The organism is Scytonema sp. HK-05 (genome assembly GCF_963872035.1).
Classification (GTDB): domain Bacteria; phylum Cyanobacteriota; class Cyanobacteriia; order Cyanobacteriales; family Nostocaceae; genus Kalymmatonema.
Window position 1 is genome coordinate 82,463 of the sequence record NZ_CAWMYC010000101.1, and the last position, 14,965, is coordinate 97,427.

7 protein-coding genes are annotated in these 14,965 nt (G+C 44.8%); 5 read left to right on the forward strand and 2 right to left on the reverse strand.

The window, feature by feature from the left end; all coding sequences use genetic code 11:
- Window positions 1-350: 350 nt before the first annotated feature.
- Window positions 351-6,164 (reverse strand): alpha-2-macroglobulin family protein, encoded by a 5,814-nt coding sequence (locus tag AACT52_RS17545; RefSeq protein ID WP_073632692.1) that lies wholly within the window; start codon window positions 6,162-6,164, stop codon window positions 351-353.
- Between the two features lie 583 nt (window positions 6,165-6,747).
- Here AACT52_RS17545 and AACT52_RS17550 point away from each other — a divergent pair.
- From AACT52_RS17550 to AACT52_RS17570, 5 genes are all read left to right on the forward strand, one after another.
- Window positions 6,748-9,327, forward strand: coding sequence for a penicillin-binding protein 1C (locus AACT52_RS17550; protein ID WP_233153983.1), 2,580 nt, complete (start codon window positions 6,748-6,750; stop codon window positions 9,325-9,327).
- 5 nt (window positions 9,328-9,332) lie between these two features.
- Window positions 9,333-9,479, forward strand: a complete 147-nt coding sequence (locus AACT52_RS17555) for a hypothetical protein (protein ID WP_158054680.1) — start codon at window positions 9,333-9,335, stop codon at window positions 9,477-9,479.
- A gap of 125 nt (window positions 9,480-9,604) precedes the next feature.
- Window positions 9,605-10,540, forward strand: a complete 936-nt coding sequence (locus AACT52_RS17560) for an ATP adenylyltransferase family protein (protein WP_073632694.1) — start codon at window positions 9,605-9,607, stop codon at window positions 10,538-10,540.
- 10 nt (window positions 10,541-10,550) lie between these two features.
- Window positions 10,551-13,424 carry a beta strand repeat-containing protein gene (locus AACT52_RS17565; RefSeq protein WP_073632696.1) on the forward strand — a complete coding sequence of 958 codons (2,874 nt, stop codon included), beginning with the start codon at window positions 10,551-10,553 and terminating at the stop codon, window positions 13,422-13,424.
- A gap of 197 nt (window positions 13,425-13,621) precedes the next feature.
- Window positions 13,622-14,011, forward strand: a complete 390-nt coding sequence (locus AACT52_RS17570) for a hypothetical protein (RefSeq protein WP_073632698.1) — start codon at window positions 13,622-13,624, stop codon at window positions 14,009-14,011.
- Window positions 14,012-14,076: 65 nt separating this feature from the next.
- Here AACT52_RS17570 and AACT52_RS17575 read toward each other — a convergent pair.
- The coding region (locus AACT52_RS17575) for a DUF2730 family protein (protein WP_158054683.1) at window positions 14,077-14,965 on the reverse strand (889 nt) is incomplete at its 5' end.

Genomic DNA, 14,965 nt, shown 5'->3' on the forward strand with positions numbered 1-14,965 from the left:
ACTTTGACCTGTGATATTTGATGATGCGTTTCCTAACGCTTAGTTACATTAAACACGAGCGATAACTGACATGAAGACTGGAAAATGTGGGCAACGAAAAACTTGAAACTGGTTTGAAACTGACTTGCGCTAACATCACCGAAGAAGAATTCAGGAGTCAGAACCCAGGAGTCAGAATGAACTCCTGTGCAACTGGTGGATGAATAATGGTCGCGCATCCCCCGATTTGAATCGTGGAGAAATAGAAAAGCAAAGTAACTTTATTGAAACTCCGGGACTAGGACATGGGGTATTCTGACTCCTGTTCGCGTAGCGTGTCCGCAGGACATATTCTGACTTCTGACTCCTTCTCATGACTTCTCCTCCAACACGACTGTAGAATCAGCAGTACGCCCAAACTCTTCTGGTGCATATTGCAGGTGAACTTCAGCACCAGGATAGAGAAATGTACCAGGAGTGACAGAACGCACTAAATAGTGAAGGCTGTAAACGCCTGGTTCTAGGTGGTCGGCGTAGGCGATAATGCGATCGCGATAGATAGTTCTGAAACCAAGTTGCCAGCTGTCTGCTTTTGCCTGTAATGCAGGTGTCGTAGTTTGAAAACTCGCATCTACCGCTTCAAAACCAGCTGGTAACGGATCGCTCATCACCACATGATTCACAGGATGGTCTGCTATAATTTCCAAACCAATATCAAACACCTGCCCAGTTTGTACTGTAAATGGTTTATCAGAAGCGTATAAACCAAATTGCAACACTTTATCTCTCGTTCCCTGACTCTGGCTGGAAACGGCAGGGCGAATTTCTCTTGTAACCCGTAAACCGTTAAATCTCCCTGGTTGATTTCCCTGTAAGCGGTAGCGATAAGCGACTAAATAGTGCAAAGTGCCTTGTCCAGATTTTCGCAGTTGCAAATCATGACGCCCACGTGGTAAACTAGACATTGGTAAGTTTACTTCTAAGCTGGGATTGCTGTAACCTTCAAAGCGTCTTTCTCCCAACTTCTTACCCGCCAATTCCACTGTAGCAACAAAATTCGGTGGTGTTGGTTGCAGTTGGCTGTATTCCACCAAAGCTGTAAGCGCTTGGGCATTGTTATAATCAGTTTGCCATGTCCCATTCCGACGTAGTGCCAACAGACTTTGCAATAACCTATCGATAACTTCCGGTTTGTACTGCTGGGTAACAAACAGGCGTAAAGCTTGTGCTTGCGCCGTCGTCGGTGAACTCATCCATCCCCAACTGGGGGGTAAACTCACAACTGCTGTACGACCAGTATCATATATATTCTGTTGCAACTGGCTCAACAATTGTTTAGACTCATCCTGCCATTCTGGGAACTGCGATAAGTATCGCGTCAGTTTAATCTGAGTCACGACATCAAAAGCGTCGCGTTGGCGATAGATATCTGCAAGGAAAGTATTGCGCTTGTCTCCCAATTCTGCCAAAGCCATCAAAGCATTGAGTTGCAGTTGACTTTTACATGGCTGCTGTTTGCAAAAGTCGTATTGTCCGGGGTTCGCCAGAATTCTTTGCAAATATCCTTTGAGACGAGATACCATACTATTATCCATCAAATCCGGAAACGCCTGACTAGCTAAAGCTAGAGACTCGGCTGCATAAGAAGAAACCCAAGGATCTGACTTTTGTTGTCCTGGATAAGCAGCAAAGCCACCATCCGCTAGCTGAAGTTTTTGCAATTGCCCAAGAGTTTGGGAGGCACGTTTGCTAGGATTAAATTCTGCAAAAGTCTGGCTGTATTTTTGAGATAAAGTTTGCAGATTCGCAGCAATGAGTAACTGACTCGCCGCAGGTTCAGCGAAAGGCAAATCATCATCTTCCCAAACTTGTTGTGCTGGTGCTTTAATCTCTGGTATCAGAGTACTTGCCAGTTGAATATCTAAACCTCCCCCATCAGGGAAAGTATTTTTGTCAACATTGAGGGGAATCTTCGCTTGATCCCCCCTTCCCCCCTTATTAAGGGGGGATTGAGGGGGGATCACTCCTGTTTCAATCACTTGTTCTGTGATTTCTAATGGCTTAATCTCCAAAGGCACTTCAAAAGCATCTGCTGCTGTACGATTCAATTGAGTCGTAAAGCGAACTTTGCCTTCTCCGACACTACCTGCTACCATCGCAAAACGATATGCACGAGTCACGGGTGTAGAGACGTTGCATGCAACGTCTCTACAGAATTCGGTTTGCAAATTCGCAGATGTCGGGTTATTCTCAGCAAACTTGACTGTACCGCCGACTTCACCATGAATTGTGAGAGTTCCTGTGTTACCAGTGTTATTGGTGACGGATAAGCCAGCTTGGAATTTATCACCTGGACGTGCAAATTGTGGCAGTATGGCGTTAGTGATCAACGGCTTTGTTGTGATGAAAGTCGCTTCGGAGTTGCCAAAACGCAGATTTCCATCAGTGGCGATCGCCATCACTCGCCATGTGGTTAAGTTATCCGGTAATTTAAAAGTGACTTGTGCTTTACCCGTAGCATCTGTGAGGACAGAACCATTGTAGTAAGCTAGAGGCTGAAAATTTGTACGGACGCGAGTATTTTCTGTAGCTGCTGAGAACCCACCGCCATAACCCCAACCTTTGGGTTTAGCTATATTTTGTTGCTCGACTACGACATTTCTTCGGTTATCGCTAAAGCGGGTAGATATCGGCTGTTCAGCGTAAACTGTATCTACCAAATTCGGGGGACGATAACCAGAAAGCTGTAACACCGCTTCATTCACAACCATGACTGTGAACTGTCCTTTGGTGGGGTTTTGTTGGTTGTCTTTGAGTTCCATTTGTACAGTTTGTTCTGCACCAGGTTCCAGCGATGCTTGCACTGGGCTAACTTGCACTTTCAAATACTTGTCTTCCAAGTTAACTTTAAAGGAAGCAAAGCCAATTCGTACCAGATTATCTAAACTTCCTGGTTCCAACTGGTTGAGAGGCGCACCTTGTCTTACCAACACAGCTTGTACTGCTGCATTTGGCAACATTTCTGGTGTGACTTGGAATTTAATTTGCGGTGCGCCTCCCTTAACTTTGGTAATCTGCTGATAAAGGGGTTTGTCCTTGAGAACAGCAAAGTACAATTCTCCTTCAGGATAAGGAGATTGAATCAGCGCAGTAACAGTTTCACCTGGTTTGAAGGTTGTTTTATCAAGTTTAATTTCCAGTCTGTCTTTTTCTCCCTCACCCCAAAACACTGGATTTTCACCAGTTGCCCAAATTTGCAAATCTGTTGCTGTAGAGACGTTGCATGCAACGTCTTTACAACCATCGCTAAAATTAGCACGGATGCGGTATGAACCAGATTCTTTTGGTGTCAGCGTTACAGATTGAGGACTGTTTGTAGATGTAACTTCTGTTTGTCCGACTGTCTTATATTCAACTTGGTTTTTCCCCGTCCGACTCCCTTCTACCAGTTGAGTCACACTGCTATATTTCATCTGTTGTAGTTCCAGACGCACCCGTTGACCTGGAAGTGGTTTTCCTGTAGTATCAGTGACGATGACTATGATGGGTATATCCTTGCCAGCCTCAGCAACGAAATGAGTTTTTAAACCAATCAGGCGATCGCTTGCCAATGCTGTAAAAGTCTTGGAATTCGCCACAGATAGATTAGAAACATCTGCGACTTGCACATCAACGCGGTAAATCATCGGATAAGGCAAATCTTTCGCCACAGTTAGCGTTTGGTTACTTTTACCATTTGCATCAAGTTCTGCATTCGTTTGCAACACATCGCTTGGTACAGAAGGCGGTTCCTCTGGAAATAACCATTGTCTGCCAAAAGAATATTCCTCCCAACCTTTCGGGATAAAACGAGTTTGCTGACGAGTCACAAAATATTTCGCTTGTCCCCCTTCCACAGGAGAACCAAATAAATACTGACTTGTAGATTTCGCCTCTACCTTCTCGTTAATTAAGGCAAATTCTTTATCCAATTCGAGTTCAACTTTAAAATTAGGCGGTTTAAACTCAGCCACGCGAAATTCACCAGAAATTTCTTGTCCATTTTTTCCTTTCGCCTGGATGGTATAGTAGCCCAAACGTTGAGTATTATTGATTGGTAATTCTAGAGAAAACGTACCAAAATCATTGGTTGTTTTCGTGCCTAAATCTGTCTTCTGTCCATCCGGATTGACAAGCGTTAATTGATAAACAGCATTTTTATCCTGCTTGATTTCGCCATTTTGCAAGTAGTCAGCGAAACCAGTCAACGAAGCTTTTTCTCCTGGTTGATACAACTGTCTATCTGAGAAGATAATTCCCCGCGATACAGGCTTACCATTCTCCCAACCTGCATCAAGCCCATAACCAAAAGCACCGCTATATTCTTCCGTGCGAGCAAATGCCCAATCTTGGTTCTCACGCGCAATAACTAACAATTGGGGTTCTTTTGTAAAACTTTGATTTCCCGCAAAGCACTGGCGCAAATTTTCACGATTTACCCTTAAAGTGCCATTATCATCAGTTTTAAGAGAAGCACAGGGTAAAGGTTGAGGGCGAGATTTTGACTCTAATTGTGATTGATAAATTTCGACAGCAGCAGCTTTGACTGGTGAACCATCAGCAAGGTGATGAACTCTAATGAAACCTGATTCGGGAAACCACTGTGTAAAGACACCCAAATTTGTCAGTTGAACCATTCCATAAGTCGTAGGTTCCCGCCACAGTTCCTTGCCATTTTCTTTATAAGTATTTGTGCGTGCTTGCACCCCATAAGCTAACATTCCTATAGCAGCACCAAGTTTTTCTCTGATAGGAACAGCAACTTCAACTTGCTGATTTTTCTTACCTGATACTTTGAAGCTTTGCCAGTCACTTGGTTTTGGTAAGAAATCATTACCATTGCCCCTGGGATAAGCAGAATTGAAATAAACTAAATCTGTTGGTTGAACAACTTTATAAGCTGCTTTGTAATTTGATTCTGGCAAATTTGTTGTAGCAATATTTAACCGTAAGTCTTTTCCAGATGGGAAAATATTTAAACCTTCAGGAACCCAGAGACTTCCAGCCAAATCTCCAGTGTCATATTTCACTGTGACAGGCTTACCTAAAGTTTGCCCAAACTTATCTTTGAGATTTGCACCAATAGTAAATGTATAAGTTTTTGCAGGTTCTAAAGCATAAGGATTGATAGTAATAATTTTTTCTTGGTCAATTGCTTGTATAATTCGCGCAATAGATTTTGGTGCAGGATTAATTTTAATATTTTCAATAGCTGAATCTGCCACTAAGCCATTGTTAAATTCAAGCTGAGGGCTTCCATTAACAAATCTTCCATAGGTTCCCCCAGCATCTGGTTGACCATAAAACTTAATTCCCTGAAAATGTAAGGGAGAATAAGTTGATAACTTACTCACAAATGTTTGCTCACTGGGTAAATTACCAGAAGCCGGACGTATCCCAGGAGAAAATTCTAGGCGATAATTCGTAGCTTTTTGGAGATTTTCTTGCGGAGTTAAGTTATAAATCCATTTACGTGCCGAAGAATCGAATTTTTCCAAAGGGTCTATAGGTTCCGATGGTTTTTCTTCTTTAGCAAATTCTACCTTAAACCGCACACTCTTGTTATTCCCTTGGGGAATCAGTTGTAAATGCTTCTGTACCGAAGCTAAATCTAGTTCTGTATTCGAGGTGAATTGCAATTTTTCCTGTAAATCAATCGGTTCAAGTTCAGACTTTTCTATAGGATTCTTACCAGGTAAATTAGTTATTTGGATAGGTTCAGTATTGAAAGTCCAAGCCAAATCTTTGTCGAGACGGTGATTTCTTAAATCCGCCAAGCCTGCTTTCAGGGTAACTTGAAACCGCGTCGCTTTTGGCATTGCTTCATCAGCTTGAAATCCCACCATACGCGGTGTCAAAAATCTAAAGTGACCAGGTATAGGTGGTAAGATTTCAAACTTTTGTAACAAACTTTGTTGTTCTGGACTATCAAGACTTTCAACGGGAATTAAAGGTTCTTTAAACCGGATGCGGATTTGGTTGAGAGATTTCGTGTCTGCAAATGGACTAATTTGTTCGATCCAATCTGGTAATTGTGGCGGTGTGAGTTGAGAAACCGTAGGAAGTTGCTCTCTTCCTGGAGAGACGTTAACAAAATGACAGTTTGCTATTCCTAGCATAAGTGTTAGGAATAGCAGAGACTGCATAAAAATTCTTATGAACATATTTAGCACGACGTATAGTATTAAAGTTTAAGCAATTAAAAATTTAAAAATTATGACAAGCGAAAGTATCGTGGACAATGCCCACGCGACAAAGCTATATAAGGATGATTTACATTGATACCCAAGCTAGTCTGCTTGTTCCGGAAATCGCTAGATTTTTTATATGAAGTATTATGTAAATATTAAATAGGTTGCAACATTAATACCAATTCTCTGTAAACTTGCACTTAATACTTACTCTTTCACTCTTGGCGTACTTGGCAACGCCAGTCGCCTACGGAGGGAAACCCTCCTGCAGCGCTGGCTCGTCTTGGCGGTTCGTTTAATAAATATTAAGTGTATCTTGATGGAGAATGGGTATAAGAAGAGTAAAAACAAACCACAGATGGACACAGATGGACACAGATAAATAATTACTTCATTCAATTGAATTGCGCTGTAAAGGTTTATTGTTACAGGTTGGAAATATTTCCTGATTTTGTCAGAACCATAGCGCAAAAATTAAGGTATGTCTTGCTGTGCAGGGGATGCGCTGATGAAACTAGCTTAGGGGTGGCTTGTGCAGATGAAAAAGAAAATTTGGCGTCAGCGCGATCGCTCTAAGGGCAGTGGCAAAGCCAATCGCATAAGAGGCAAAGTTATCATTGCCTTACTGCTAATATGCATGACAGTGCGCTTACTCCCATATTTCGCTCCCATTCATACCGCAGATATCGCACAACAGCAACTCGCACTCGAATTTAGCGATCGCAATGGATTACCACTGGGAACGTTGCTCACCCGTGACCAAGAGCATACATCTGTGGTGCCATTAAATCAAGTGTCTCCCCATTTTATCCACGCCATTCTCGCAGCGGAAGATGGGGACTTTTATGATCATGGGGCGCTGGATCTCAAAGCAGCAGCCCGCGCACTTAAGGATGCACTACACACTAAAAGAATTGTTTCCGGTGCTTCTACAATTACTATGCAATTGGCGCGGATGTTAGATCCAGTCTCCCGCAGCCTATCGGGTAAAATTCAAGAAATTTGGCTTTCTTGGCGGTTAGTTGCTGGAATGAACAAAGATGAAATCCTCTCTTCTTACATCAATCGTTTACCAATGGGAGGGAATATCTATGGTGTGGAAGCAGCTGCTCGTACCTATTTTTCCATACCTGCGAACGATCTGAATCTTGCTCAAGCTAGTTTGCTCGCTGCTATCCCTAATAATCCCACTTACTTTGATCCACTGCAACATTATGAACGCCTTAAGCAGCGGCAGAAATACGTTCTCAATCGTATGGTACAAGATGGGTACATCACTCGCTCTCAAGCAGAACGAGCATATGCTGAAGAAATCTCGTTTCAGTCTCGCCAACGAGGAATTATTGCTGCACCACATTTTTTGTTTTGGCTAGCTAGTCAGCAAACAACGCCACCCATAACCCCACCCCCAACCCCTCCCCGCAAGCAGGGAGGGGCAAAGTCGGGGTGGAATTCTAGCCCTATCCGCACCACCATAGATCGTCCCTTGCAACAGTTTGTGGAAGCACAGGTGCAGCAGGTACTTTCCACCCTCGCTGCTAACAATGTCCATGATGCAGCTGCTTTGGTGATTGATAACCACACTGGGGAAGTTTTGGCTTATGTCGGTTCGCCTGATTACTTTAATGAAGCCAAGCAAGGAAGGAATGATGGTGTTCAGGCGTTGCGTCAACCAGGTTCTACTCTCAAGCCGTTTCTGTATGAGTTGGCTTTGGAAAAAGGTGTAATTCGCCCGAATACAATTCTGGCAGATGTGCCTGCTCACTACGCAATTCCCGGTGCAAAACTCTACAGTCCTACAGATTATACCAATAGCTTTCTCGGACCAGTACGGGTACGTGTGGCTTTGGCGAATTCCCTGAATGTTCCAGCTGTCAGAGTGTTGGAAAAAGTCGGTGTGCAAACTTTTTTGGATCGTCTCCACGAGTTGAGGTTTGAACACCTCAACCAAAGCGCAGAGTACTACGGGTTAGGATTGACTTTGGGCAGTGGCGAAGTCAGTTTATGGGAACTGGCTAGAGCTTATCTCACTATGGCACGACTGGGAGAAGCAACGTCGCTGATAACTACATTTAATCAACTAGAACCTCACCCCCCAACCCACACGCCAGTCGCCTCAACGGGGGAAACCCCCGCACGGCGCTGGCTCCTCTCCGCAAGCAGAGAGGAGGGCATTTACTCCCCTCCTCGCTTGCGGGGAGGGGCTGGGGGTGGGGTAACGACATGGCAATTAATTACCGATATGCTGAGCGATCGCCATGCACGTGCAACAGCGTTTGGTGTAGACTCAGTGTTGAGTTTACCGTTTCCCGCTGCTGTTAAAACTGGCACTTCCTCGAATTTTCGCGATACTTGGACGGTTGGATTTACCACTGACTACACCGTTGCCACTTGGGTAGGTAATTTCGATGGCGATCCAATGCGCCAGGTTTCTGGAGTTACGGGAGCAGCACCTTTGTGGAATCGGATTATGCTACACCTACATGAGCATCAAGAACCAGCAAGTTTTCCTTCTCCAAAAGGTATGGTACAATTACCCATCTGTGCAAATTCGGGGTTACGACCAACACCAGATTGTTCCTCAGTGGTACAGGAATATTTTTACGCAGAAAACCTTGGGGACTACGAACGTCAGAACCGTTTCACTTTCTCTGGTGAGTATGATGAGTGGTTGGCAAGGCAAGAGCAATCTAGTTTGACTTCTATTTCAATCCCTGATAGAGATTCACACATACCACATTCTCGCACGCCTGGTGTATTCCAAAGCCAGCCGCGTGCCGAGGTTCCCGACAAGGCGACTGGCGTCTCAAATGAAAACCGCAATAACAAGCTGAAGATTCTATCTCCTCATCAGGACGATGTATTCTTGCTGTATCCAGGTGACGAGGCGAAGCAAAGACTTGAGTTTAAGCTTGCAGGGACATCCGCAGCGCCTGTGCAGTGGTGGCTGAATGGTGAAAAGCTAGCTACATCATCTCATTCTGTATTTTGGACTCTGCGCCCTGGTACATGGACATTGGAAGCGAAAAGTGGTGTCAGGAGCGACAAGGTGAGTTTTCAAGTAGAATTAGCTAGCGTAAAAGCTACACGTCGGGGCTTTTCTGTTGGTAATCCTTAACAAAAATGTCCTACCCTACCCTTAAAACAGTGAACAGCTACCTACGCAGTGACGCCTGCTTCCTGGTGGGGGATTTAAACCCGCCACCAACACTCTCTGGTGCTCTTGGTGTGGTGTTTCCCCCAACGATGAAACTGATAACTGATAACTGATAACTGATAACTGGTAACTGTTAAATAAGCTGTCCGCCGGATATCTATGCGTCTTAGCAGTTGGTTTAATAAATTTGTATAAAAAACGTAGTATAACAAACACTCTACTGATAAAATATTTCACCATGCAAGAAAAAACACTTACTGCACAGACAGAAATTTTACTGGAACCAGGCACGTTGTGGGAACGTGTCAGAGAGCAGACTGAGCATGCTCTCGGATGCAAAGCGTTGGTGTCAATCCCAACAGAGTATGAGTTCGTAGAACAGGGAGGCGTTCGCTTCTTGGTGCGAATCTTATCTAACCTTACGCGTAAAGAGGCAGCTAAGCAGAAACAGGAAAAACAAACCACCCCCTCTGGTAAGGAGTTCAATCCTTTTCTTCCCTATGAGGAGGATTTATTTGTTGCGGATATTTCCGACACCCATGTATGCATCTTGAACAAATACAACGTTGCTGAGTATCACCTGCTGCTCATCACGCGTGCGTTCGAGGAACAAGAAACCTTACTCACGCTGGAAGATTTTACAGCGATGTGGGCATGTTTAGCCCAAATTGATGGTTTAGTATTTTACAATGGTGGGAAGACCGCAGGTGCGAGTCAGCGACACAAGCACTTGCAACTTGTTCCACTTCCACTCGTACCCACTGGACCGCAGATACCCATTGAACCTCTGCTTGCATCTGCCAAATTTCAAAATGTTACCACTATACCGGAACTTCCTTTTGTACACGCCTTTACAAGACTAGACCTCGATTGGGCGCAGTCCCCATTAGAAGCGGCTCAAGCAACGCTTTTGTGCTATAATAATATGCTGCGCGCTCTGAGCCTAGAAAACGGTGACATAAGTTCAAACAGGCAATCTGGTGCGTATAATCTTCTGGCTACACGGCAATGGATGTTGATTGTACCGCGATCGCATGAATCTTTCGAGTCCATCGCCGTCAACTCACTAGGATTTGCGGGTTCCCTTTTCGTACGAAACGAGCAACAAATGCAGATTCTCAAACACCTCGGACCTATGACCCTACTAGAGAGGGTCGCCATACCAATAAAATAGGAGCAGACACATGTGGTATAAGAGCTTTTGGTTCGCCCTAGGAACTTGTTTGGTCATTGGTGAAGCTCTTGGTTTATCAGGGGAATCTGCACTAGCTCAAAATATCACAGTTGATAACAGCTTGGGTGCCCAGACAAGCGTAGTCACACCCAATCTTAATATTAATGGTATCAACAGCGAAGTCATTTCTGGTGGGGCAACTCGAGGAGTTAATCTCTTCCACAGTTTTCGCGAATTCAACGTTGATTCAGGACGAGGAGCCTATTTTACCAATCCTGCTGGCATTGAGAACATTTTGACTCGAGTCACGGGAACAAACCCCTCCAAAATTTTTGGTATCTTGGGTGTCATAGGCGGTCATGCCAACCTGTTTCTCATGAATCCCAATGGAATCATCTTTGGAGAAAATGCTCGTTTGGATATTAGGGGTTCGTTTGTAGGAACGACAGCTAATGGTATTGCGTTAACGAATGGTGATATTTTTAGTGCAAATCCACTAGAACCATTACCATCTAAATTACTAAATGTCAATCCCAATGCTTTCCTATTTAATCAAATTGCCAATCAACAGATTAATTCTATTCAAGTCAATAAAGCCACGCTATCGGTTCCTAATAGTAGGAGTTTGTTATTATTAGGCGGCAATGTGAGCTTGGACAATGGAACATTGCAGGCTCCCAATGGTGCAGTGGAGTTGGCGGGAGTCGCAGGTTCCGGAAAGGTAGGGCTTGCGAGTCGTGACAACAATCTTGCCTTGAGTTTTCCCTTAGATATACAGAGAGCGGATATATCCTTCATCAACAACGCTTCAGTTAATGTCATAGATATTGGAGCGGGTAGAGTAGGAGTCACGGCTCGTAACATAGATCTGTTGGAAGGAAGTACGATTTTTGCGGGTATAGGAAAAGGCTTGACAGCAAGTAGTTCACCAGGGGGAGACGTTACGCTCGATGCTACTGCAAGAGTGAAAATGAATCAGCAGAGCCAGATTGTTAATGTTGTAAATACTGGTGGCGTTGGTAGTGCTGGAAACATTTATATTCGCGCTGGAGATATTTCTATAAATAATGTTGCCAGAAAACCTAATTCGACTGTTGAGCCGGCACTAAATACTCAGCCTCAGGGAAAGGGACGTGGTGGAAATGTAACACTGGAAGCAACTGGCTCAATTTCGTTAATTGGGCAAGATGTCAGCCCAGAAGACAAGGTAATATCGACTTTCAGCATTGCAAATGGACTAGGGGGTGGAGATATCTCGCTCAAAGCCAACGGTTCTATCTCTTTATCAAATGCTTTTCTTGTCAGCAGCAGTTTTTCTGATGTCAGAGGTGCAGGAAACATATCACTGCAAGGCAATGAATCAGTGTCCTTAGCTGATAACAGCCAACTTGCTGCCATCAGCTTTAACAGAGGAAACTCTGGAGATATTACAGTACAATCAAATGGTTCAGTTTCTTTGCGTAATAGCTTTCTTCTCACCGAAATTGGCAGTGAAGAGCGACGCTTTCCTGCCGCACGAGGTAATGCTGGTGATATTACTATTTTAGGGCGTTCTGTTTCTATCCTTGGTGGGTCGCTTGTGTCATCACGGGCGAATAGTGGCGAGAGATCTGGTAATATTCAAATCAATGCTGAAGAATTGGTAGAAATATCTGGTAAAAAACCATCTCCTGGTCCATTGAAGCCGCGTCGAAAACCTGAAGCAAGTGAGTTAAGAACGCGCAATGAGCAAAGAGCCAGAGGTGCAGCAGGTAACATCAGTATTAATGTGAGTGATGGGACTTTACGTGTATCTGATGGGGGAAGTTTAACCGCAGACACTCTAAGTGCTTACCGAGGAGGTAATATTACTATTAATGCTCACAGGGTATTGACTAATAATGGGCGATTTCTTACTAGTACCTCTAGTAGTGGTGATGCTGGTGACATAGAGATTCAAGCGCATGAAATTTCCATAACTCATCAGCCAAACGATTCTAAATCGACAAGTGGGATATTTGCCAATACATCAAGGAATGCCATAGGTAAAGGCGGAAATGTGAAGATGACGGCTGAGCAGTTAACTGTCCAGGATGGTTCCCAAGTCACTGTCAGCAGTCAAGGAAGAGGGAGTGCAGGCTCATTATTTGTTAGAGCTAACTCTCTAACGCTGGATAACGAAGGCAAACTACAAGCAGCGACTGCTTCTGGCGAGGGTGGTAATATTGATTTGCAAGTGCGTGATTTTATCTTGATGCGTCGCAATAGCTTGATTTCTGCTGAAGCTGGCAACAATGCTAATGGCGGAGATATCACCATAAATGCTCCTAATGGTTTCATCCTCGGCGTCAAGAGTGAGAATAGCGACATTATTGCCAACGCTGACCAAGGGAAGGGAGGTAGAATTACGATTACCTCTGCTGGAGTTTATGGACTCCAGAAGCGTCCTGAACTTACTGATTTGAGCGATATTAATGCCAGTTCTCAGGCAGGTCCTCAGTTGAATGGTACAGTGGAAATCAACAATCCCAGCATCGACCCGAGTCAGGGATTAGTCAACTTGCCAGTGGATATCGTGGAACCACAAGTATCCCAAGTGTGTCGAGCAGGTGCAAATCGAGATGAAAACAGATTTGTCATTACTGGACGTGGAGGCTTAGCAGCCAGTCCCACAGAACCGTTGATCAGTGATGCTGCGATCGCAAATTGGATTGTTGTTGACTCTGAAAATGAAACCCGCTCTACACAAAGTGTGAGCAGCAATCCCAACAAGCCCACACCACAACCGATTGTAGAAGCTAGCGGGTGGGTGATAAATGCCAAAGGTGAGGTATTTCTGACAGCGAATGCATCCACCGTCACGCCTCATAATTCTTGGCGTCCGGCGACTGATTGTAGTGTTTAACTATGAAAAATTTATAGCCATTTTCACCCCTTGTGCAACATATGTCAATTGTAGGGGCACTCTCGCCTTGCTCATTGGTGTCAACTTACAGCTATTTTCAGCTAATTAGGAGTTTAGACTAACCGCGCTTTAGGGCGCGGTTAGTCTAAACTCCAGCCGGCGCAGCCGGAATCAATATTAGTTGTTGGTCTGACGCGATGAAACTGAGAATCCTTGCCACAGCTGCACGAATAGCCACAGCCTGCTTCGCGATGCCCGTCAAAGCTCAAAATACCGAAACCGTGCAGCCGGTAACGCCCTCTGCACAAGCCCAGCCAAGTGGAGATCAAGTTCTGCAAGCCTCTTCTCAAGACCGAGCAGATTCGTTGCCAAACCCCTTTAAGGATGTGCCCCAGAACCACTGGGCGCTCATCGCAGTTATGAGTATCTATTACTGCGGTGCGTATACCGGGGTGCTCCGGCTAGAGCGGGTTAGACCCTATTTGCAACAGCCCCAAGCCCCAGCATCAAAGCAGCAACACTCAAAATTATGGGTAACGGAAACTTTAAGCCGAACTCCCCTTAGCGGGGGAATTTCGGAAGGCTGAAACTATTGCTATGTGGTTCATAGCGCTAATTAAAGTCCAGGCTTCTCAACTTTGCCTGGTTTGATTTAAACGCTGGCTTCTTCAAATAACCGATTCAGACTAGCGACGAACTCCTCTATCTGTGCCTTATCCATCTCGCGCCACCCATCAAATCCCAGGAGGGATGTGACAGTTTGTTGCCTAACCGGATAAAATTCAGCGATCGCATGCGTTGATACCCAGAGTCGGACTTTTCGATCCATCGTAGGCTGTCCCGAAATGATAAACAGGCATTGAGAGGAATTTCTTCGCGCAGTACATAGCAAGTGAGCCGCAGGACTAATCATCAGGTTAGTAGGCCACGGATTCAGTGTAAGATGGTGTTTCTTGGCTGCTTGTATCACCATCTGAAATTCTTTGCCAATGCCACGAGCCTCAGCCATCGCCATGAGTGGTTCTACACTCAAGCGTTGATTTTTCAGACTGGTTGTCAATTGCGTTCCGTTTGAGGAAGCAACCCGATGCGTTATTGGGGATAGTTCAGACAACTGCTCTTGCGGGGGCACAGTTGTGCGATCGCTTTTAGCAGTTAAGCGCTGTAGCTCTACCAACTGGTGCTGCATCTGAGCGAAACTCTTGAACAGTTGCGGGAGTCTGGCGAGTTTGCCATTAAGCTCTGGGTGCGCTAACCCGGTTTGACCACCGTTGACTGTTTCGGCAGGAGGGGTTGAGGATTGTACCTGTTGGCGTAGGGATTGGAGTTCTGCTCTGATCTGTTGAATTTCTTGCTTCAGATCGCTGGTGTCAAAGTAGGGAGGAAGTGCAGAAACATGCTGTTGCAGTTGGGTGGTGGTTTGGCTTAACTGTTCTATTTGCTGTAGCTCTGAGCGCTGGTTAAATGCCTCAGTTAATGAGCTCACACAAGCTTGCAACTGCTGAATTTGTTGCTCTAGCCCGGTAGGGTCAAACGGTGCT